Genomic DNA, 20,193 nt, shown 5'->3' on the forward strand with positions numbered 1-20,193 from the left:
TTTTTACATTTGTTCATAGTTGGTTCATAACTTCTCCCTATGATCGGATTAACACCAATCAAGGGAGGCATTTAACATGAAACGAACACGCAAGAAATGGTTATGGATCAGTGGAGGGGTCATCCTGGTACTCCTGTTAATCGGTTCCGCGCTCTTTTTAGGACGAGGAGAGGCACAAGGAACGAAGGAGGTCGTCGAGTCAAAGACATTAAAAACATTCTTCTACTTCTCGGGCACGCTTGAAGCGAAAGATCGACAGACGGTCATCAGTGATCGTGATGTCCGTGTCACTGACGTTCGCTTTGAAGAAGGAGATACCGTTAAGTCGGGTCAAACGATCGTCAGCGTCGAAGGAGGAGTAGATTTCAAGGCACCTCGCTCCGGACAACTCGTTCGTCTTGACGTCACGGAAGGAGAAGTTTATGCCCCGAATACTGTCCTCTTCGTTGTTGCAGACAACAAAGCGTTGATCGCTCGTCTGAAAATTGATGAACAAGATATCGAACGGATTGAAGTTGAAGATACGATTGAACTACAGACGGATGCATCTGATAAAACCATCAAAGGGAAGGTCGAATCGATTAGTCCGGAAGCTGTGACGGAAAATGGAAGTACGTATTTCAATGCAAAGGTATCGGTACCGAGCTCGTCAAACTGGTTACCCGGCATGACGGTCGAGGGACGTTTACCATATCAACTCGCACAAGATGTACCTGTCTTATCGCTCGATGTCATTTCGTATTCGAAGTCGGATCGTCCGTATGTATATGTGAAAAAAGACGGGGAAACGACTCGTCAATACATTGAGACGGGCGTGACGGACGGACAGGATATTGAAATCAAGGACGGATTGTTCGCCGGAGACGAAGTCTTCCTGCCGAGTGAAGACGGTGGTTCCGGTCTTCTTCCAACTCCACCAGGAGGTGCGTCCTGATGCCGGTCGTTGACTTGCAAGGAATTCAAAAAACTTACGGCGAAGGAACCAATCGTCACATCGTCCTCGATCGAGTATCGCTGACGATCGAGGCTGGTGAGTATGTGACGATCCTCGGACCTTCGGGTTCAGGAAAATCAACGCTGATGAACATCATCGGTTGCCTCGATGTCGCTTCAAGCGGCGTCTATCGCTTGCAGGAGCAGCTCGTCCACGATCTATCCGAAGACCAGCTAGCGACGATTCGCAATGAAGAGATTGGCTTCATTTTTCAACAGTTCCAGTTGCTACCGCGCATGAGTGTCTTACAAAACGTCGAATTACCGCTCATCTATGCCGGCGTCTCGCGCAAAGAGCGCCGCGCGCGATCACTTGAACTCTTGGAACGTGTCGGATTGACAGATAAAGCCGATGCCTTACCAAGTCAATTGTCCGGTGGTCAACAACAACGGGTTGCGATTGCCCGGGCGCTCGTGACGCGACCGACGATCTTACTCGCCGATGAGCCGACCGGAGCGCTCGATCAAAAGACAGGGAAACAAATCATGGAGTTGTTCGAGAGCCTCTCGGAGGAAGGGAAGACGATCATCATGATCACACACGATGTCAATATTGCTAAGCAAGCCCGCCGAATCATCCAGATCGAAGATGGTCAGGTGACGGAGGTGACGACATGATTCGCGAAACGTTACGGATGGCATGGTCGAATATCTGGCATCATAAGATGCGGTCGTTCTTGACGACGCTTGGTGTCATCATCGGTGTCGCATCGATCATCGCCTTGATTTCAATCGTCAACGGCGCGACAGCCTCAATCAATGAAGAGGTCGCGTCGTTCGGTGCCAATAAATTAACGGTCCAAACGACAGAGACGCCGTTGAAAGAAGGATTATCACCTGCACAACTGGAAGAATTAAACACGATTAAAGGAACACGCGGTGTCTCACCGACCGTCTCGACGGTCCGGGACCTCCGTGTCGAAAATCATTCACTTGACCAAGTGACGATCGAAGGGCGAAATCACATCTATTACCGGGAATCTGAAGATGTCCCGCAAGGACGTGGCATCGTCATCAGTGATGTAAAACAACAGACGCATGTCGCTGTCGTCAGTCCATCCGTCGCCCGAACACTCTATCCGGGTCAGGTTGCGATCGGTAAGACGATCAAGCTCGATGGACTCAATTACCGGATCGTCGGTGTCAGTGACGCGGATGGCGATCAAATCGTCATTCCTTATACGACGGCCCTGCGGACGCTTGGGGTGACAGCCGTTAAGCAAGTGGATATCTTCAAGACGGACGCAGCTGACGTCGCGACCGTCAAACGGGATGTCACGGCAAAGCTGTACCAGTTCTATAACGGACGCGACGATACGTATGACGTCGTCAGCTTAGATGAAGCCCTCGATTCGATTGACCAAATCAATACGATGCTCTCGCTCTTGTTGACGGGTATTGCGTCGATTTCCTTGATCGTCGGCGGGATCGGCATCATGAATATGATGCTCGTCTCGGTCACGGAACGAACGACGGAGATTGGCTTACGAAAAGCACTCGGTGCGAAACCACGTACAATCCGCCTTCAGTTCCTCTTGGAATCGATTCTGCTGTCCTTGATGGGTGGAGTGATCGGCATTCTTGTCGGAGCGATGCTCGCATTTGGCGTCAGTCTGATGATCAGTACACCGTTCACACTCTCCGTGAGCACGATTCTGCTTGCCGCCGGATTCTCGATCGGTGTCGGTGTCTTGTTCGGTTATATGCCAGCGCGAAAGGCATCTCGTTTGAATCCGATCGAAGCCTTACGAAATGTTTAAGTGAAGGAGGAGGACGATGGTAACGATTTTGATTGCCGAAGATGACCGGAATGTCCGTCTACTATTAGGCGAGACACTCCGGTCCGCCGGCTTTACGGTGATTGAATCGAGAGACGGGAAAGACGCACTCGATCAACTGGATCAACAACACGTCGATCTCGTCGTAACGGATGTGATGATGCCGCACGTTTCAGGAATCGAACTGGTTGAGCTGCTGCGTGAATCAGGATACGAACAACCTGTCTTGATATTGACGGTGCTGGATTCCTTTCAGGATAAGGAAGCCGGGTTCACGACCGGTGCTGATGATTATATGGTCAAACCGGTTGATTTGGACGAACTGTTACTGCGGATTCGAGCGCTGTTACGCCGGTCAAAGATCGTAGCAGCGCAAGAATTAATCGTGGGTGCCCTGCAACTACGGATGACAGACGCAACGGTCGTAACGCCTCATGGTGAGATACCGTTACCACAAAAGGAGTTTCAACTGCTCTATCGCTTGCTCGCACATCCGAAGCAGATTTTTACACGGCAGCAGTTGATGGACGAGATTTGGGGATATGATGTCGAGAGCGACAGTCGGACGGTCGATGTCCACATCAAGCGGTTGCGTGACAAGTTCAGCGCCTATGATGATTTTACGATCGAGACGGTCTGGGGACTCGGTTATAAGGGAGTGATCCAGTGAAACGCTTCATCCGCTCGATCTCCGGTCGCTTTTTCGTCATCCTCTTCGGTTTATTGTTACTACCACTGCTGTTACCGTTCATCATGACGGTCTGGTTCCAGTTCCAAGAAGTCGATCAAGACCTAAATAATCAATTGCAACAACGAACGGATCAGATTGAACGATTGATGCAAGACCAAAATCTGTCGTTCGCTGAGGCGAGTCAGTACATGGATCAGTCTTTGATTCAGACGACACAATACACGTCGCTCAATCAAGTACAGTCATTGTCATCGTCAGAACGTGACCAGTTACAGCAAAAGGGTGAAATCACGATCGATGGGGCGTGGCTCGAACCGTCGCAATACATTCGCCAAACCGAGACAGGATATCTCGTCTCGACACCGATTGCCGGACAACGCATCCTTGACGGATTACGAACGTCAGCTGGAATCGGTATCGTCATCACGATCGGCGTCGCCTTCATACTGACCTGGCTTGCCGTCACGCTCGTGACACGACGGATTCGTAGTATCAGTGAAGCGGCGATTGAAGTGACGAACGGGAACTATGATGTCTCGATCAAGGAAGGTGGAAGTGATGAGGTCGCACTCCTCGTTGAAAACTTCAACCACATGACCGAAGCACTGCGACGAAACGACCATCTCGCAAAGGATCTCGTCGCCTCGATCTCGCATGAGCTGAAGACACCGATTGCTTCGATTCAAGGATTTTCTAAATTGTTACAGACAGAAGAAAACCCGGATAAACGGCAGCAGTACTTGACAATCATGGAGCAAGAGAGCACCCGTCTATCACGCTTGACGTCAAATCTCGTCCGCTTGTCGCGGCTTGATCATCAGACGATCATCGAGCGGAAACGGTATCGCCTTGATGAACAACTTCGGACATGTCTTTTACTACTGGAACGACAGTGGACGGAGAAATCACTTCGACTGGAGCTTGATTTACCAGAAGTGTCCGTCGAGTGGGAAGAGGAACTGATGCAGCACGTCTGGCTCAATCTGCTTGAGAACGCGATTCGGTTTTCGCCCGAGTCGGGAGTGTTAGAAGTGACCTTAAGTGAAGGAAAGAACATTCGCGTCACGATCCGCGATGAAGGACCAGGAATCGCAGAACAGGACTTACCGTACGTGTTCGATCGCTTTTATCAAGGCGAACAGTCACGAGCGAATGAAGGACATGGTCTTGGATTATCGATCGTTAAACGAATCATTGATTTACATGACGGTGAGTTGACGATTAGGAATCAGTCGGAGCAAGGCGCAATCGTGACCGTTACGTTAACGGCGAACGAGACGCGTGAATGTTGACAGATAAAAAGGAGCGCGGACTTACACGATGTTATCGTGAAATGTTGCGCTCCTTTAGTATGTGTTAGCTTAAGTTATTTGTATTGGTAAACCACTTATCCCCATGTTCCGCGATGAAACGATATTCCGCGCGGTAATGTGTGTCGTGACCTTCTTCCTTCATCTTGATGAAGGCAGCATCACCGTCCGCAGCTCTTTGATCAATCAACAGATAGAGGGCTTCGATGCGCAACAATAACATGGATAGGAGTTCGGAACGCGGTCCTTCATAGCCATACGCATCAAGGAACCGACTCACTCGCTTGGCGAAACGTGTGTCATCCTGCTCTGGTGAATAAGCAAGAACGGATCCGTCAGGTGCTTGTCGTCTGCTGCTAAGCGGAACGAACGTATAGAGCGTATAGACGATATCCCAAGCACGTGGACCGGGTGCTGCGAGGTCAAAGTCAATCACGCCACTCAGTTTTTGATCCTGAAAAATTGTATTGTAGACGGCAAAATCGTTGTGGCAGATGACTTCGTGTGGAGTCGGGGTATTGAGCAACGGTGCCCAGTCCGGTGAGACGTCGAAGTCGACTGTCGCGTCATGATACTGGCGCATCAGATGCGCAACATCGTCTAATACGTCGTCATGCCACATGTATGCTTTTAGCGGATAATCGGCCGTTTCACCAGGGAGGAAGGTCAGGGTCTCTCGATTTTGTTCGTCGATACCGACAAAACGGGGAACGCCGGATAGACGTTTAGTCTCTAAGTGGCGCAATAACCGTTGGACGTTTTTGCTGTTCTCTTTTTGTGAGCGATAGACATAGTTTCCTTTTCTATAGACAGCGGAGACATTTCCGCCAGTCAATCGTTGTTCTTCAGACATTATCATTCCTACTTTCTTATTTTCATTTGTGATTGCTTACCTATCGGCTGGTCATTATGAATCCGTTTAAAAGAAACGGATTGTCTTTGTCACGAGACGGGAATCGACTATCAAAAAGCCGAAAGAAGGTCGATTCTCATGCTGGCGTTTTTCATCGTATTTAAGAATATGTACCACGTGCTACGAATACTCTTTAAGCAACAGGAACAGCAAGCCGTTATGGGGTCAGTCGTCTTTTTACTTGCGATCGGCATGATCAGTGCTTTAATTGCGAACTTCAACCGTGCGTTACGTCAACATCATGGTATCGATACACCACCAAAGAAAGAATCAAACGAGTGATTCGTGATGTGTTCAAGGAATACTTCGACGTCTTCCGTCGAACGAAGATGAACGATTTGGTCGGCCTCACGGTAAGCTGGCGGCTCAATCCGTTGCCGTTGATAGATGTCATGGTACTACGCATTGCCACGAATCTCCCGTCCATCACGTGTCGAATGGGTTAGTCGGTCTTTAAGGGTTGTTTCAGGTAAATCGAACCAGACGAGGATCGAGCGGAACGTCGAACGGGAGAAAGAATCTAATAATTGTTTCCGACCAATCCGCGAGGTGTTGGCATTACATAAGATGATCGTCTCGACGGAAGACGTGATTGCCTGTTCGATCAATCATCCCGTCAAGTCATGTTTGATCTGATTCGGTCCTTCTGTTGGAACGAGGTCCGGATAATGTTCGAGCAAAAAGCGTGCTTGAAGATCCTGATCGATGACAAGGCTTGCTGGTAGACGTTGAGCAAGCTGTCGTGCGAACGTCGTTTTCCCGGCATGGGTCGGTCCAATCGTCAACAGGACGGTCCTCATGATGTCAGTTGTTCTTCCGGTAAGCGATCAGCGAGAATCTGCGCGAGCCAATCTTCTTTCGTTCCGAAGCAGGGAGTCGTTTGTCCAATATGATAAAACGTACTGGCCAATGGTCCGGTGAAGTAGGTCGCATCCGGCATGCATAAGTAAATCGGGCGATTCGTCGCGAGCGCAATCCCGAGTTCGACGTGACTACTTTTTCCTGCTGGTAACACGAGGACGAAGGCGTCCGCTTGTTGCACGGCTTCGAATTCAGCAAGACCAATCTTTCGTAATGCTTCAGGATCCTCTGCCCGATCATTCATCGTCCAGTCGTATGTTACATCGTGTCCACGCAAGCGGAGTTCATCGCGGAGCCAGCGGACGGTCAACGTGTGATCAAAGCGAGAAGCGATATAAAGGTTCATGTATGGATTCCTTTCTCAAGTAAAAGTTGTTCGATGGCCTGAACGAGCGCGTAGGCTCCGTCAGACGTATTCGATAAGACGGTGACGATTGTTTCCGATTGTGGATAATAGGCGGAATGAAAGCTGACACCCGGGTCGTAACCCATAATGTGCCACTTCTCGTGCGAGGCATCGAGTCGTTTCAGCCAGACGCCGTAACCATAAGACGCAACATCGTTAACTTTGACGTGGGGATGAAACAGTTGCGCAGTCATCGATTCAGACAGCAACTGATGCGTCAGAAGACTTCGCCAAAAACGTTCCATGTCTGATGCTGTGAGGAATGCGCCGCCATCTGGTCCGCCAATGATCGGTAACGCATAGTGATTCGTTCGCCACGTTCCGTCTTCATTCTCGATGTGACCGATGGCTGTATCTGCCGGTAGCGAGTCGAGTCGGAAGTAACCAGTCTGTGTCATTTGCGCCCGAGCGAATAATTCGTTCGTCACGTAATCCGCGAAGGGTTGTTTCGCCAATTGTTCGATCACGAGACCGAGCAGGATGTATCCCGCATTGTTGTAATGAAAACGTTCGCCTGCAGTGAACAGTCTTTTTTGGTCCTGAAACAACGGTAAAAAATCGATGGGACGACGCAAACGGTACATCGGGAAATCTTGAAAAACCTCCTCGAAATCGGTCATCGTCGCTTCGTCAAAATAATCACCGATGCCTGATGTATGGGTTAACAGATGATGCACGGTCACACCGTCTAGATCGATTCCTATGTCCGGTAGAATCGTCGCGACGCGTTCGTCGAGTGTAACCTTTCCTTCCTCGACTAATCGTAAGATAGCGACCGCCGTGAAGAGTTTCGCTCCTGAGGCAATTCCGAATCGTGTCGTTTCTGTATTCGATGCGCGGTAGCCTCGATGTGCGAATCCGTTAGCATGGCTAAAGATTTGTTCACCTTGATGGTGGATGGAGACCGCCCCTTCGAGATGCGTAAGCTCCGGTAAAGCAATGAGTTTCTTGTACACGTTCATCACCCTCTCTGCTTCCCATCCTATCGAATTCATTCATGCAAGAAAAGGGAATTATAAGAAAAATTTGAAAAAAATGAAACTTTTTAAACGTGTTGCGTATCTAATAGGGGAGTGATTGCCAAAAAGGAGGATGCCGATGTGTTTCGAAAGTCAGGTACAGCATTATCCGAAGCTGCTTTTGAAGCAGCTTTATTCGCAGAAGAAGACTATGTGTACCGTATTTCCTTCATTTATCTGAAAGAGGAGGCAGCAGCGCTTGAGAACGTCCAAGAGGTCGCGTACCGGGCATGGCGTGGGCGAAAGAGTTTACGGGATGCTTCGTATTTTAAGACGTGGTTGACGCGCATCACGATGAATTGCGCTTTCCAGCAACATCGAGCGTCGTTTCAGCCGCTCGCGATCGAACCGAGTCAAACGACGTCGTTTGAAGAGCGTCTCGTCGATCGCTTGTACTTGGACGATTTACTGGATGTCCTCGAGCCGACCGAGCGATCAATCGTCTACTTCCGGTATGAAGAAGATTTGTCATTGCAAGAGATTGTGCAAACCTTCAACGTGCCACTGAGTACGATCAAAAGCACGTTGTACCGCGCACTCGAGAAAGTACGACGACAGAAGGGGATGAGTCTATGAATCACGAGCCAAAATTCTTGATCGACGTACCATCATCCGTCAGGCAACGAACAATTCAGGGTATCCGAAAAGCAAAACGGCGCCGGCGCTCGGTACGAGCTGTTTGCCTTGCTGCAGGTCTGACAATCATCGCTTTCAGCTCCTTGCATGAGACCGTTCCCGAGCAATCGTCGCAATCGATGGTCGTCGGCATGTATTATGATGAACAGTTTTACAAAGTAGCAAAAGAGATGACGAATTTAGACTGGCAACAGCTGAAAGGGAAACGACTTGGGGTCACGGATGATGTCTTGACCGATACGAAACTAGAACAGGACACATCTGATTTTGCGTCGAACCTTGATGCGTTTACCGTCTATCAAATCAAGGATGATCCGGTATCTGAGCACGTGTTAGTCGTCGGTGAGGAAGAGGGTCGAGAACGGGTGATGATTCTGTCGCCCACACGATAAGGGGGGAGAGAAATATGACCATCCGGTCTTGGACAACAGACGATCTACCACAATTGGTCGGATTGATGACGCAACTTGGTTATCCGGCAAGCGAGGACGTCTTACGCGAACGATTTTCGCGGGTCACCCGTCATCCGGATTATGAATTGCTTGTGTTAGAAGACGACGATATGCTTCTCGGCTGCGTCGGTCTGTTTCAGGCGCAAGCGTTCGAGCACGATACGACCTATGTTCGGATCGTTACTTTCGTCGTCAATGCGACGTATCGTCGGCAGGGAATCGGACGCCGCTTGATCCAAGCAGCGGAAGACTGGGCGCACGCAAGAGGAGCAACTACCGTCTTGCTGAACAGTGGCAATCGATCGGAACGCTATAGCCCATCACTTTTATCAAGCAATGGGCTATAGCGTAACGAGCACGAGTTATTCGAAATCACTCGCTTCATCGTGATTTACGGAAACCATGGAAAGCACGAAATCCTTGTTGTTCATAAAAGGAAGCAGACTGAAGAGTTGCCAGGAGATCGATCCGCGTCGGATAGGTGAGTTGCAAGTGATCGAGCAACTGTTGTCCGTACCCACGCTTGCGTGCGTTTCGGCTTACGAGGAGCTCACAGACGAACGTCGTCACTGAACCGTCCGTTAAAGCGCGGACATAGGCAAGGATTTCTCCGTCAGACTCAAGGACAAAAGCGGCATTGGCATTCATCCACGCGTTGCGGGTCCGCTCTTGATCAGCAACGAGATCCTGCCACCCTTCTAATGCGTTCAATCGATGAATCTGCTCAAAATCGTCAGGTTGGAAACGGCGAATCTGTTCCGTCATGGCTGGTTCTCCTTTCGTATCAGGTTTTGGAGTGGAGCAGGCAGCTGGCACCAGTCCGAAAATTGCTTGTCGGTCAACGGAACATCGCCTGTGTTCTTCCAAATCGCCTGCATGCCGAGGGCGCGCGCCGGTAAGATGTCGTGGGCGTAATGGTCGCCAACATAAAGAACTTCGTCTGGGCGAACACCTAAACGATCCGTTAAGCGAAGGAAAAATGTCGGATCCGGTTTACGGACGCCTTCTTGTTCCGAGATCCCGATCTGCGTAAAAGAGGGAGACAGTCCGATTGCGTCACAGACAGCACGTTGGAACGTCGTCCGACCGTTCGACAGTAAGCCGATGGGTAGATCAGGCGGTAATTGCGCAAAAAAGGCGTCGACTCCCGGAAAGCTCCGTGCGAAGATCGGATAACGCGTCACGTAGTCGTGTAGCAGTACTTCAACAGAAAGCGACAATTCGAAGCGACGAATCATTTCCGTATAGACGACGTCCTTCCAGACGCGTCCTTCTTGATCAAGCGCCAAGAACGTCGTGATGTAGTCGTCGATCGGAACAGGCGCAACTTCAGGAAAACGTTGATGTTGGTCCCGAAGAAAATAAGGAAGAGAACCGGACCGGTCATGTAACGTCTCGTCTAAATCAAACAATAAAGCACGAATCAAGGTAAACACCATCTTTCAAAGTATAGAGGAGTGATTATAATGGAACGAATTATTCAACATCAGGGAAAACAAGTGACGTATTATGACGACGGTTCGACAGGTCGACCGTTGTTACTCCTACCCTCGCTCGGCGGAACGTATCAGGACTGGGCGGACATTCTGACGAAACTGACACCGGACTACCGCGTCGTCAGCTTTCATCCGCACGAATGGTCGGACGATTACATCGACGGGACGACCGGCATCTTACGGCAAATTGATCAGTTTCTTAACGCGACGAATATTGCGACTCCGGTCACGCTCGTCGGTCATTCCTACGGTGGTCTTGTTGCGCAAGCTTTTGCTTTACATCATCCAGAACGTGTCGCCGGTCTCGTTCTCGTGGATGCGACGTCCGTTGATTTAGCAGAACTCGATCAGCTGGATACACCGATGCTCGACCGAGAAGGAGATGACGCCGTCTGGATCGATCGGTTCGCGGAACTATCAAAAGCAACTGATTTACGTGACCGTTTCCCGGACGGGGATGACCGTACGGATTGGAACCCAGCGTATTACCGGTCGATGCATGCGATCATCTCGCAGTGGAAAAGTGATGCGAAAGATCTTCAACCACGCATGCGCGATCTCGGTGTTCCGTTAACGGTTCTTGGTCGGGACAAAGCGCAGTCGATCGAAACGATGAGTGCTGCTGGTTTTCCAAAAGACGAACTGGAGCGGATGGAAGAAAAATGGCAGGAATTGATTCAGCGACAGGTGAATCTATCCTATCAGGCGAACGTGACGTTCGTTCCGGGAACATCGCATTTGTTGCATCGCGATCGTCCGGACGTCATCGCAAGCGCGATATTGACACTACATCAATCGAAGGAGTTTACCGTATGACACGTATGTATGTACTACATGGTTTAATGGGAACGGCAGCAACACACTTTGCACCACAGCTATCCGCTTTAGCGGATGATTTTACGTTCATTCCGATTGATCTGCCTGGTCACGGAATGACGACGGGACCGGCAACGGACGATTACTTATCACAAGCAACACGTGCCATCCGCGAACGGATGGCACAGGAAGGTCCAGGATGGATTCTCGGGTTGTCGCTCGGCGCGACGCTTGCGATGCAACTGGCACTTGACCCACCGGATGAACTCGAAGGGGTATGTATCACGGGTTTTTCACCATTCATTCCTAAAGCGATGGAACCGCTGATGCGCAAGCAACGAGAGTTCTTTCTCGACCTCGAACAGCAGGCACCGGAAATTGCCGAACAGTTCGAACAGTTGCATGGTCCTGCCTGGAAAACGACGGCGCGGGCAGTCCTTGATTTGATGACATTCCGTTTCCCGGCACTGACGAAAACGATGCTGCAGTCGATCACCTTACCGGTCGTCATCCTAAACGGAACGAATGAAACATACGAAGTCGACGCAACCGCGTTCGTTGCGGAACACGTGCCGAACGTCATCGTCTTACCAGTTGAGGGAGCCGGGCATACAGCGAATCTCGATCAACCGGAACGCTTCAACACCTTATTGCTTCAAGCCCATCAATCCATGCTGACGACTTAAGCGATTTTTCATCTTTTCTTGATACATCTGCTCATCTGCCTCATGCAGGACGTCGTCGACACGGCGTCCTGTTGTCGTATTTACGGCGCCGATTGCGAGCCCGATTTCGTGTGTCGCGAACGTCGAGCGGACGTGTTCGACGAATCCCTCGAACAGCTCAATCGACGGACTATCGTCGATCAAGACGAATTCATCACCACCGATCCGGTAGCCATGGTCTGTCAAGCGGCGGATGCAAAGTCCTGTTTGTTCAAGCAAGGCATCACCGACCGCGTGACCGAACCGGTCGTTGAGCTCTTTTAGTTCATTCAAGTCAAGCAGAATCACCCCATACGCCGTCTTCTCTTGATTGAGCGTGCGGACAGCCTCGTTGAAGGCATGGCGATTCCCTAGACCAGTCAAGGCATCGATCCGGTATTGATCGAGCAATGCCTGTTGTGATTTCAACTGCTCGTCAATGTTACGGATCACTCCTTGGATGGCAACGATCTGTCCATTTTCGTAAATCGGCGTCGCATATTCTTCGAACCAGACATACGTCCCGTCATTCGTCCGCCAGCGTTGCCGAAACGGCTGATCGTAGTCACAATCGCCCGAAATCTTCGACATCAAGACTTCGATGTCTTCCGGATGAATCCGCGCGAAACACTCGTCTGGATCCATGTAGCTGGCTGCTGCCACGCCTTTCCCCGTATGGTCATCGAGGGAAGGACTGATATAACGAAATCGATATTCCGGCTGCACTTCAAACACGTAGAAGATATCTTTACACAATGCGATCGTATCCGGCTGTTGCTGGCGGAATAACCGGAAACTGATCAACATGATAAGACCACCTACAATCAATCCCAATACAAATATGACGTCCACCTCCTCTACTCATCGACCATCATATCATAATTGGGTTTTATTACCTATAATTTACAAAAAAACACGCTACTCCAATCGTAGCGTGTTTTTGGATTAGTCTAGCTCAATGCAGACACGAAATCCTCGGCTCGCATAATAGGAATCCGCTCCGTTGTGATAAATGAACGTCGTCTCATAACGACGATCTCCGTATAGGGCACCGCCTTTTTGACGGATCAGGTCTGGCGTCTTAAGCCAACTGGAGGTTTTTTCGTCAAACGAAAACTGCGTCTGCAGTTCTTGGTACTGCTCTGGTGTTAGGAGGTTCACCTCTAGCGTCTCAATCATCGACTCGACACTCGCTGCGGGCGCATTTTTCTTGCGACCAAGTCGAGCGGATTCGTCAAAACAGACACTTCGACGACCAACTGGACTCTCTTTGGCAGTGTCGACGATGACGAGTCGTCCATTAAGAGTTACGACATTCGGCTCGCCGCCTGTTTGTTCCATCCAAGCGAGGGCTGTTCGTTTGGATGACGTCAGGCGAGACTCGAGCACGTCATACGAAAGACCATCGTGGTAATTAGTAGTAGATTCAAAGCGATCACGAAATGTCGTGAGTTGTTCCTCCATCGGTAAAACCTCACTTTCCTAGTTTCTTTTTTCCATTATTCAATGAATCCGTTTCCAGTGCAATCGTTTAGTGACTGAATAAGTCAATCTGAAGACAATTGACAAATGAAATCGGACTGCCTACACTAATTGTACATATCCGGTTTCTGTTGCGATCGCGCGTACAGGAACGACATTTAGGAGAGGAGCCCAACCGTATGCGCTGGATCAGTTATGCGGCTGTTGTGACGATTCTTTCGTTCTTAGCGTTCACAGCGTATTCGTTCTTGACGACGATCGACTTTGAGATCGTCTATCAGTTCGGAACGTTTGCGATGACGTTATCTTATTTTATCTTTGGTTTACCAATGTTGTGGATCGTCCGTCATTATCCATTGACCCTTCGTTTACTCATCTACGTGACGACGAGTAGTGTCGTCCTGTTTCTTTTCATTGGTTTGTATGAAGCGTGGCATGATGCATCGCTGTCTCCGCTACCACCAACCGGAAGTATGATTCAGTTCACGGCTCTTGCTTGTCTATTATTCGTTTTACCGTATGAGATCGTCTATCGTAAAAATTTCGTTTCCATTCAACCACGTGTTTCTTGACAGTATTCTTGTTCCTCAAGAGTGCTGTTTTTTATTTCCTTTCATTTAGAAGGAATTCCCAATAAATTCTTGAATTATACGTTATCACGAATTTTGGAGGGTTACATATGGAAGGAACATTTCAATGCAAACAGATGGGAAAATCATTTTCGGGAGACGGTGTCGAGACACATGCGTTACAAGACATCGAAGTGACGCTTGAAGCAGGTGACTTCATCTCAATCATCGGACCATCAGGTTCTGGAAAGTCGACGTTACTCAGTCTAATCGGGACACTCGATCGTCCGACGAGCGGGGAGTTGCATTACGATGGAAAACCAATCAACAAATTAAACAGCAAAGAACTATCCGACTTCCGGTTCGAGAACATCGGCTTCATTTTCCAACAGTTTCATTTGATTCCAACGCTGACGGCGCTTGAGAATGTCATGGCACCTTTGTTCGGTCGAAAAGTACCATATGATAAAAAAGAACGCGCCGAGCAGTTACTTGCACAAGTCGGTCTTGCTGATAAAGCAGGCAGTTTGCCGTCGCAACTTTCCGGTGGACAACAACAACGGGTCGCCGTTGCCCGAGCACTTGTTCATGAACCGAAATGGTTGCTTGCCGATGAGCCGACAGGGAACCTCGATACGGATACGGGAGAAATCATCTTCAATCTCTTACGGTCATTAAACGAAGAAAAAGGCTGCGGCGTCTTGTTCGTCACCCACGATCCGGCACTCGCCGAACGGGCGAACCGAACGATCGAGATGCGAGATGGCGTCATCATCGAAGATCGTCTCGTGCGTATCTGAGCCTCGTTTTTGAACTCCGTTCCTCCACGCTTTACACTGAAAGGGTAGAGGAGGAATGCGTGATGCGACTAGGAATACTGGATCAAGTACCGTTACATGAGGGCGATACGGTCGAAGCGACGATGGAAGCGACGGAACGACTCGTCTTAGAAGCCGAGCGACTCGGTTATGAACGGTACTGGTTCGCCGAACATCATAATACGAACGGTTTGCTCAGTGCGGCACCGGAGTTGTTCATCGCCCGAATGGGTGCGAAGACTTCAAAAATCAAGCTTGGTTCAGGTGGCGTGTTGTTACCGCAGTATCATCCGCTGAAAGTCGCCGAGAGCTTTGCGACGCTTGATGCGTTTTATCCAGGGCGGATTGAACTCGGGATTGGCAACTCGCCTGGTGGAAGTGAGCGGACACGACTTGCGTTGACGGATGGCGAAGAAAACCGGGCAGCTGAGTTTAGTCGACTCGTCGATGAGACGGCGGGCTTCTTGACAGACAGTCTATCGAATCGACACCCGTACCGGATCGTCAAGACGACACCACGTGACCGGAAACCGTCACCAATTTCGATCCTGGGTCTGTCGCCACGTAGCGCGCGAATTGCAGCCGAACAAGATCGTGGTCTCGTGTTTGGTCACTTCATCAATCCGGATCGTTGGGAAGAGACGCTCTCGACATATCGCGAGGCAGGCGGGAAGAACGTCATCGTCTGTGTTTTCGTTATTTGTGCTCCGACACAAGAAGAAGCAGAACGTCTCGCTCGAACACAGGATGCCTGGATTCAAGGTGTCCGACTCGGGAATTCGATCGTTCCGTCGTTTACGACGACAGAAGCAAAGGTCTGGAATGACGTGCAAGTAGAACGGATCCGCAAAGATCGCCGACGAGCAATTGTGGGGACACCGGATGTCGTTGAGCGTGAGCTAGAGGTATTAGCAACGCGTTATCAAACGGATCAATTTTTACTGATCAACAATGCCTTTGATCAAGAAAAACGATTACAGTCGTACCAGCTCATTGCGGAACGACTACTCTAAACAGAACAGGACCCCTCGTTAGCTGTTTGGCTAATGAGGGGTCCTGTTAATAAATTCTACATTCAATTAACGTTGAGCCGTTGGACGAATCAAGATCTCGTTGATCGCGACATCCTCTGGCTCGTTAACAGCATAAGCGATGGCACGCGCAATCGCGCTCGCATCGATCGCTTTCAAGTCACCAATCCCTTGTTTGATTTCTTCATCCGAGATATGGTCCTTCAGTTCTGTATCGACCGCTCCCGGTGAGATGATCGTTGCGCGGATATGATTGTCGACCGATTCTTCCTTGCGAAGACCTTCCGTGATCGCGCGAACAGCGAATTTCGTACCACTATAGACTGCACTTGACGGCATGACTTCGTGACCTGCGACAGACGAGATGTTGATGACGTGTCCGCTTTTTTGCTCGCGCATGTACGGCAGGACGGCGCCGATTCCGTGGAGGACACCTTTGATGTTGACGTCGACCATCGTATTCCATTCATCCTGTTGATTCTTATGGAGGTGTGATAGTGGCATCAATCCCGCATTGTTGACGATGACATCCACTGAGCCGAACTTATCTTTTGCAAGTTTAGCAAGTGCGTCGACTTGTTCGCGATCCGTGACATCTGTCACTTGATAGACGGCTTGACCACCTTCTGCTTCAACGGCTTTGACGAGTTCTTGCAAACGATCTTCCCGGCGTGCAGCAAGAACGAGTTTTGCACCTTGTTTCGCAAGTTCCTTTGCGGTTGCTTCCCCAATTCCGCTTGATGCCCCTGTAATGATGACAACTTTATCCTGAATCATCTGAACTCCTCCTTCTGAATAACGTACTCTTTGAAAGGTATTGCCGCTTTTGTTGATTTAAAAACATCGTATAGGAGGTTTATTTATGAAACGCTATGTATGGATCGGGTTGATCGTGATTGCAATGGCAATCGGATGGTTTTTATCGCTTGATCCATTTCGGCATCAACCACCAGAACCTACTGTAACCATCGAGGGTCGCGACGTGAAGGTGTCTATCGGTACCTACGATTGGTCAGGAATGTTTCGCGGAGAAATAGCGGATGCGAAGGCAGAAGCCATCGATTTAGTAAAAGACGATCCGAGTACGCTAGCAAAGCCTGAAGATCGCTTGACGATTCGTTTTGAAGAGGGACCAACTCCGAAGTCTGTCACGATTGTTCTATGGTCGGTCGAGGATAAAAAAGAAATTAAAACGTATAAGAAGACTGGGCAGATCACAGTTCCCTCGACTCCCGGACGATACGTTTACCAGATTACAGCCGACTGGAAAGAAGGGGGTGGCGATTTCGCCTTTCCAATTGAAGTGAAATGAAAGGTGAGATAAAAACATATTGACAGGATATATGTGTAATGATAAATAAATGAATCGTTGACCTCTTCTTTAATTAAAAGAGGTCTTTTTTCGTTAAATATAGTAAATAAACCACTTGTTTCACCGAATATAGTCTGAAAAATCAGAATATATGAACATTTTAACAAAAGTGTATGTAAATGTTTCGGGTTCGAATGAACGGGAATAAACACATCATACACATAATAATTCATGTGTTGAATCACCTAGGTGAAAGAAGTTAACAATCGTAAAGGAGAGGTGCAGATGAATGGGTTCAATCGATTCTTGCTCGTCATCATAGGCATACTCGGACTCGTCAGTGTCGGGCTGCTTGTGCTCGGTGTATATGATGTTCCACGGCTCAGTTCATTGATTGAGCAGTGGCAGGATCAGCAATGGTATAGCTATACCGTTCTATCCATCGGAGGGTTTTTAGCATTCGTATTCGTCATTCTATTATTCACAGGATTATTCAGCCGCTCAAAAGGTCAACGTCTGTTGATTCAAACGGGTGACGGAACGATCACGATTTCGAAGGAAACGATTGAACGGACGGCACTGGAGTCGATTCGTGGGATTGGTGGCGTACGGACACCGCGTGTCCATGCCGATATCCATTCGAAAAAAGAGACGGTTGCTTTAAAAGTCGACTGCTCGGTCTTTGGACAAGAGGGACTGCCGACGATTGCGAAGGATATCCAAGAACGCGCTAAACAAGCCGTCGAATCCTTACTCGAGTTGCCAGTTACGAGTACGAAGGTCACAATCAGTGACACGAAAACGAAAACATCGGAACGTGTCGTCTAAGAGAGGAGAGGGAACATGAAGACAAGGGAAGCACTTTATCCGTATCGGTTCCGACTGATCGGAGGACTTGTCGGTCTAATCCTCGCCATCTTATTCTTGACGATTGGCTTTGGTCCGACGATCCTCATCGTTGCCTTCGCAGCGATCGGATTCTTGATTGGGAAGTGGCGCGATGGTGCGCTCGATATCGAAGGGTGGATTCAGTTCTTTCAACGGGACTGATTCATATATATCTAACTACACATTCAAAAGGAGAGATTTCAAATGGCAAACGAAGTAAACACAACAACTGAAAACGAAGTGGTACGCGAGAATAAATTGACGTTCGAAGATCAAGTCATCAAAAAAATCGCAGGAATCGCATCGAATGAAGTGACAGGCATCTTGTCAATGAGTGGTGGATTCATGAGTGGACTGACGGATCGTCTCCGGAGTTCGGAAGACATCACGAAAGGAATCGGTGCGGAAGTCGGCGAACGCCAAGTCGCACTCGATTTGAAAGTCATCGTTGAATACGGTAAAAACATTCCGTCAATCTTCCAAGAGACGGTCGCTAAAATCAAAAAATCAATCAGCGACATGACAGGACTTGAAGTCGTTGAAGTCAACATGCACGTCGAGGACGTCATGACACGCGCTGAATTTGAAGCGAAAAATAAATCGAACAGCGAACAAGAAGAAAAAAGCCGCGAACTGCAATAAGGAAGTCAAAAGATCCGACGAAATCGTCGGGTCTTTTTTTATGTGTTCATAACATGAATTCCTCTCTAAAGTAACGATTAGATGGGGTACGATAGATATAAGAATAATCATTATCTAAGGAGGCATCGTATCTTTGAAACCAAACGATCCGTATTATATTTGTCCTGTGTGTGGGTGCGATAAAATTAAAGATCCACCATATTATCAACACTTTGCGGGGAGTAACGAAATTTGTCCAAGCTGTGGTTTCGAGTTTGGTGTAGATGATTTTGACTGCATGGAAATAGACATGAAACAGTTGTCAGACGAAGAAATCATAAAACAAGCACACGAAATCTATCGACAAAACTGGATCAACCATCAATTTAGATTATTTAATCCGAGCATGTTCCAAGAATCGGAGAAAACCGGAAAGCGTCTCAATGTCGATGTCGCATTAAAACAGTTGCAACGCATTAACTGCAGGACCTGACGAAAAGCGTCAGGTCTTTTTTCGTGGAATCGACACGACGGTTAACTAAACTAGAGCCTTTTTAGGGAATAGATTAGTATCACGATAAACGAAAGGATGATTCACGATGCGACTAACAGGTAAAACGATCATTGTCACGGGAGCTGGCTCAGGAATGGGTGAAGCCATGGCTAAATTGTTTGCAAAAGAAGGCGCACGGATCGTCGCGGCGGACATTCGGTTAGACACCGTTGAACGGGTCGTTTCTGCCATCAAGGCAGCGGGTGGAGAAGCGATCGCTGTTGTAAGTGATATCGCCGAGCCTAGCGCGGCAAGAGAATTGATCAAACAGACAATCGATGCATTCGAAAAACTGGACGTTCTCGTTAACAATGCCGGTATCATGGACGGGATGGAGGGAGTGGAAGACATCTCCGATGAACGCTGGGATCACGTTCTCGCCGTCAATACGACGGGAACGATGCGTCTGATGCGCGAAGCGGTCAAGCATTTCAAGGAAGTAAAAGGTGGTGTCATTTTGAATAACATCTCGATCGGCGGTTTGAACGGTGCCCGGGCAGGAGCAGCCTATACCGCTTCTAAACATGCCGTCATTGGTTTGACGAAGAATACCGCCTTCTTTTACGCCGGAGAGGGGATCCGGTGTAACGGGATTGCACCCGGAGCCGTCGAGACGAACATCGGCCAATCGATGACGAACCTGAATGAATTCGGCATGGGACGCGCGATGCTCGGCATGGGACTCAATCCTCGTGCCGGTCAGCCGGATGAGATTGCAAAATTGGCATTGTTCCTCGTATCTGACGAGGCGAGTTTCATCAACGGAGCAATCGTCATTGCCGATGGAGGATGGAGTTCATATTGAATTAAATACCTTATTTACTAGATTAGAGTTTAAACTAGC

30 protein-coding genes are annotated in these 20,193 nt (G+C 48.9%); 20 read left to right on the forward strand and 10 right to left on the reverse strand.

Annotated elements, in window-relative coordinates:
* The first annotated feature begins 76 nt into the window (after positions 1-76).
* Genes ACHWTJ_RS07935 through ACHWTJ_RS07955 form a run of 5 tightly spaced genes read left to right on the forward strand, consistent with a single transcriptional unit; the run spans position 77 to position 4,754 of the window.
* Positions 77-934, forward strand: a complete 858-nt coding sequence (locus ACHWTJ_RS07935; RefSeq protein WP_394679395.1) for an efflux RND transporter periplasmic adaptor subunit — start codon at positions 77-79, stop codon at positions 932-934.
* Positions 934-1,611 (forward strand): ABC transporter ATP-binding protein, encoded by a 678-nt coding sequence (locus tag ACHWTJ_RS07940; protein ID WP_394679396.1) that lies wholly within the window; start codon positions 934-936, stop codon positions 1,609-1,611. The genes ACHWTJ_RS07935 and ACHWTJ_RS07940 overlap by 1 nt, the downstream gene beginning before the upstream one ends.
* The gene (locus ACHWTJ_RS07945; RefSeq protein ID WP_394679397.1) at positions 1,608-2,753 is read left to right on the forward strand and encodes an ABC transporter permease; all 1,146 of its coding nucleotides are present in this window, start codon (positions 1,608-1,610) and stop codon (positions 2,751-2,753) included. The genes ACHWTJ_RS07940 and ACHWTJ_RS07945 overlap by 4 nt, the downstream gene beginning before the upstream one ends.
* A 16-nt stretch (positions 2,754-2,769) precedes the next feature.
* Positions 2,770-3,441 (forward strand): response regulator transcription factor, encoded by a 672-nt coding sequence (locus ACHWTJ_RS07950; RefSeq protein ID WP_394679398.1) that lies wholly within the window; start codon positions 2,770-2,772, stop codon positions 3,439-3,441.
* Positions 3,438-4,754: an ATP-binding protein gene (locus tag ACHWTJ_RS07955; RefSeq protein ID WP_394679399.1), complete on the forward strand. Its 1,317-nt coding sequence runs from the start codon at positions 3,438-3,440 to the stop codon at positions 4,752-4,754. The genes ACHWTJ_RS07950 and ACHWTJ_RS07955 overlap by 4 nt, the downstream gene beginning before the upstream one ends.
* Positions 4,755-4,818: 64 nt before the next feature.
* Here the strand turns inward: ACHWTJ_RS07955 and ACHWTJ_RS07960 are convergent, their stop codons facing one another.
* Positions 4,819-5,625, reverse strand: a complete 807-nt coding sequence (locus ACHWTJ_RS07960) for a phosphotransferase (protein ID WP_394679400.1) — start codon at positions 5,623-5,625, stop codon at positions 4,819-4,821.
* 138 nt (positions 5,626-5,763) lie between these two features.
* Between ACHWTJ_RS07960 and ACHWTJ_RS07965 the strand changes: the two genes are divergently transcribed.
* Positions 5,764-5,967 (forward strand): hypothetical protein, encoded by a 204-nt coding sequence (locus ACHWTJ_RS07965; RefSeq protein WP_394679401.1) that lies wholly within the window; start codon positions 5,764-5,766, stop codon positions 5,965-5,967.
* A gap of 116 nt (positions 5,968-6,083) precedes the next feature.
* Here ACHWTJ_RS07965 and ACHWTJ_RS07970 read toward each other — a convergent pair whose 3' ends face one another.
* From ACHWTJ_RS07970 to ACHWTJ_RS07985, 4 genes are read right to left on the reverse strand one after another with little or no spacing between them, the layout of a single operon-like run.
* A complete protein-coding gene (locus ACHWTJ_RS07970) occupies positions 6,084-6,293 on the reverse strand; it encodes a hypothetical protein (RefSeq protein WP_394679402.1) in 210 nt (69 codons plus the stop codon).
* Positions 6,294-6,485: a hypothetical protein gene (locus tag ACHWTJ_RS07975; protein WP_394679403.1), complete on the reverse strand. Its 192-nt coding sequence runs from the start codon at positions 6,483-6,485 to the stop codon at positions 6,294-6,296.
* Positions 6,482-6,892, reverse strand: a complete 411-nt coding sequence (locus tag ACHWTJ_RS07980) for a group-specific protein (protein WP_394679404.1) — start codon at positions 6,890-6,892, stop codon at positions 6,482-6,484. Before ACHWTJ_RS07980 ends, ACHWTJ_RS07975 begins: the two co-directional genes overlap by 4 nt.
* Complete coding sequence (locus ACHWTJ_RS07985) at positions 6,889-7,908, reverse strand: serine hydrolase domain-containing protein (protein ID WP_394679405.1); 1,020 nt, start codon at positions 7,906-7,908, stop codon at positions 6,889-6,891. The genes ACHWTJ_RS07980 and ACHWTJ_RS07985 overlap by 4 nt, the downstream gene beginning before the upstream one ends.
* Positions 7,909-8,052: 144 nt before the next feature.
* Between ACHWTJ_RS07985 and ACHWTJ_RS07990 the strand changes: the two genes are divergently transcribed.
* Genes ACHWTJ_RS07990 through ACHWTJ_RS08000 form a run of 3 tightly spaced genes read left to right on the forward strand, consistent with a single transcriptional unit; the run spans position 8,053 to position 9,406 of the window.
* Positions 8,053-8,547 carry a sigma-70 family RNA polymerase sigma factor gene (locus ACHWTJ_RS07990; RefSeq protein ID WP_394679406.1) on the forward strand — a complete coding sequence of 165 codons (495 nt, stop codon included), beginning with the start codon at positions 8,053-8,055 and terminating at the stop codon, positions 8,545-8,547.
* Positions 8,544-8,999 carry a hypothetical protein gene (locus ACHWTJ_RS07995; protein WP_294746121.1) on the forward strand — a complete coding sequence of 152 codons (456 nt, stop codon included), beginning with the start codon at positions 8,544-8,546 and terminating at the stop codon, positions 8,997-8,999. The genes ACHWTJ_RS07990 and ACHWTJ_RS07995 overlap by 4 nt, the downstream gene beginning before the upstream one ends.
* A 14-nt stretch (positions 9,000-9,013) precedes the next feature.
* The gene (locus tag ACHWTJ_RS08000) at positions 9,014-9,406 is read left to right on the forward strand and encodes a GNAT family N-acetyltransferase (protein WP_394679407.1); all 393 of its coding nucleotides are present in this window, start codon (positions 9,014-9,016) and stop codon (positions 9,404-9,406) included.
* Positions 9,407-9,440: 34 nt separating this feature from the next.
* On the opposite strand, the gene ACHWTJ_RS08005 is transcribed toward ACHWTJ_RS08000, so the two are convergent.
* Positions 9,441-9,824: a GNAT family N-acetyltransferase gene (locus tag ACHWTJ_RS08005; protein ID WP_394679408.1), complete on the reverse strand. Its 384-nt coding sequence runs from the start codon at positions 9,822-9,824 to the stop codon at positions 9,441-9,443.
* Entirely contained in the window at positions 9,821-10,486 is a 666-nt protein-coding gene (locus ACHWTJ_RS08010; RefSeq protein ID WP_394679409.1) for an HAD family hydrolase, read from the reverse strand. The genes ACHWTJ_RS08005 and ACHWTJ_RS08010 overlap by 4 nt, the downstream gene beginning before the upstream one ends.
* Positions 10,487-10,525: 39 nt before the next feature.
* Between ACHWTJ_RS08010 and ACHWTJ_RS08015 the strand changes: the two genes are divergently transcribed.
* Positions 10,526-11,371, forward strand: a complete 846-nt coding sequence (locus ACHWTJ_RS08015) for an alpha/beta fold hydrolase (protein WP_394679410.1) — start codon at positions 10,526-10,528, stop codon at positions 11,369-11,371.
* Positions 11,368-12,057 (forward strand): alpha/beta fold hydrolase, encoded by a 690-nt coding sequence (locus tag ACHWTJ_RS08020; protein WP_394679411.1) that lies wholly within the window; start codon positions 11,368-11,370, stop codon positions 12,055-12,057. Before ACHWTJ_RS08015 ends, ACHWTJ_RS08020 begins: the two co-directional genes overlap by 4 nt.
* Here ACHWTJ_RS08020 and ACHWTJ_RS08025 read toward each other — a convergent pair.
* On the reverse strand, positions 12,019-12,882 hold the full coding sequence (locus ACHWTJ_RS08025; protein ID WP_394679412.1) for a diguanylate cyclase domain-containing protein: 864 nt from the start codon (positions 12,880-12,882) through the stop codon (positions 12,019-12,021). The two genes, ACHWTJ_RS08020 and ACHWTJ_RS08025, sit on opposite strands and share 39 nt — an antisense overlap.
* A 138-nt stretch (positions 12,883-13,020) precedes the next feature.
* Positions 13,021-13,539 carry a DUF4256 domain-containing protein gene (locus ACHWTJ_RS08030; protein ID WP_394679413.1) on the reverse strand — a complete coding sequence of 173 codons (519 nt, stop codon included), beginning with the start codon at positions 13,537-13,539 and terminating at the stop codon, positions 13,021-13,023.
* A 197-nt stretch (positions 13,540-13,736) separates the two neighbouring features.
* On the opposite strand from ACHWTJ_RS08030, the gene ACHWTJ_RS08035 reads away from it, so the two are divergent.
* The 3 genes from ACHWTJ_RS08035 to ACHWTJ_RS08045 all read left to right on the forward strand — a co-directional run bounded on the left by ACHWTJ_RS08035 (position 13,737) and on the right by ACHWTJ_RS08045 (position 15,957).
* A complete protein-coding gene (locus tag ACHWTJ_RS08035) occupies positions 13,737-14,129 on the forward strand; it encodes a hypothetical protein (protein ID WP_023468377.1) in 393 nt (130 codons plus the stop codon).
* 107 nt (positions 14,130-14,236) lie between these two features.
* The gene (locus tag ACHWTJ_RS08040) at positions 14,237-14,926 is read left to right on the forward strand and encodes an ABC transporter ATP-binding protein (RefSeq protein WP_394679414.1); all 690 of its coding nucleotides are present in this window, start codon (positions 14,237-14,239) and stop codon (positions 14,924-14,926) included.
* A 62-nt stretch (positions 14,927-14,988) separates the two neighbouring features.
* Positions 14,989-15,957, forward strand: coding sequence for an LLM class flavin-dependent oxidoreductase (locus tag ACHWTJ_RS08045; protein WP_394679415.1), 969 nt, complete (start codon positions 14,989-14,991; stop codon positions 15,955-15,957).
* A gap of 66 nt (positions 15,958-16,023) precedes the next feature.
* On the opposite strand, the gene ACHWTJ_RS08050 is transcribed toward ACHWTJ_RS08045, so the two are convergent.
* Positions 16,024-16,752 carry an SDR family oxidoreductase gene (locus ACHWTJ_RS08050; RefSeq protein ID WP_058264994.1) on the reverse strand — a complete coding sequence of 243 codons (729 nt, stop codon included), beginning with the start codon at positions 16,750-16,752 and terminating at the stop codon, positions 16,024-16,026.
* A gap of 85 nt (positions 16,753-16,837) precedes the next feature.
* On the opposite strand from ACHWTJ_RS08050, the gene ACHWTJ_RS08055 reads away from it, so the two are divergent.
* The 6 genes from ACHWTJ_RS08055 to ACHWTJ_RS08080 all read left to right on the forward strand — a co-directional run bounded on the left by ACHWTJ_RS08055 (position 16,838) and on the right by ACHWTJ_RS08080 (position 20,154).
* Positions 16,838-17,287: a hypothetical protein gene (locus tag ACHWTJ_RS08055; protein WP_294751583.1), complete on the forward strand. Its 450-nt coding sequence runs from the start codon at positions 16,838-16,840 to the stop codon at positions 17,285-17,287.
* 285 nt (positions 17,288-17,572) lie between these two features.
* Positions 17,573-18,115: an alkaline shock response membrane anchor protein AmaP gene (gene amaP, locus ACHWTJ_RS08060; protein ID WP_023468372.1), complete on the forward strand. Its 543-nt coding sequence runs from the start codon at positions 17,573-17,575 to the stop codon at positions 18,113-18,115.
* Positions 18,116-18,130: 15 nt separating this feature from the next.
* Positions 18,131-18,337: a DUF2273 domain-containing protein gene (locus ACHWTJ_RS08065; RefSeq protein ID WP_035397250.1), complete on the forward strand. Its 207-nt coding sequence runs from the start codon at positions 18,131-18,133 to the stop codon at positions 18,335-18,337.
* Positions 18,338-18,379: 42 nt separating this feature from the next.
* Positions 18,380-18,817: an Asp23/Gls24 family envelope stress response protein gene (locus ACHWTJ_RS08070; RefSeq protein WP_294751586.1), complete on the forward strand. Its 438-nt coding sequence runs from the start codon at positions 18,380-18,382 to the stop codon at positions 18,815-18,817.
* Positions 18,818-18,950: 133 nt separating this feature from the next.
* Entirely contained in the window at positions 18,951-19,289 is a 339-nt protein-coding gene (locus tag ACHWTJ_RS08075; RefSeq protein ID WP_294751589.1) for a hypothetical protein, read from the forward strand.
* A gap of 106 nt (positions 19,290-19,395) precedes the next feature.
* Entirely contained in the window at positions 19,396-20,154 is a 759-nt protein-coding gene (locus ACHWTJ_RS08080) for a glucose 1-dehydrogenase (protein WP_394679416.1), read from the forward strand.
* The last annotated feature ends 39 nt before the right edge of the window (positions 20,155-20,193 follow it).

It is taken from the genome of uncultured Exiguobacterium sp. (assembly GCF_964277885.1).
GTDB lineage: Bacteria > Bacillota > Bacilli > Exiguobacteriales > Exiguobacteriaceae > Exiguobacterium_A.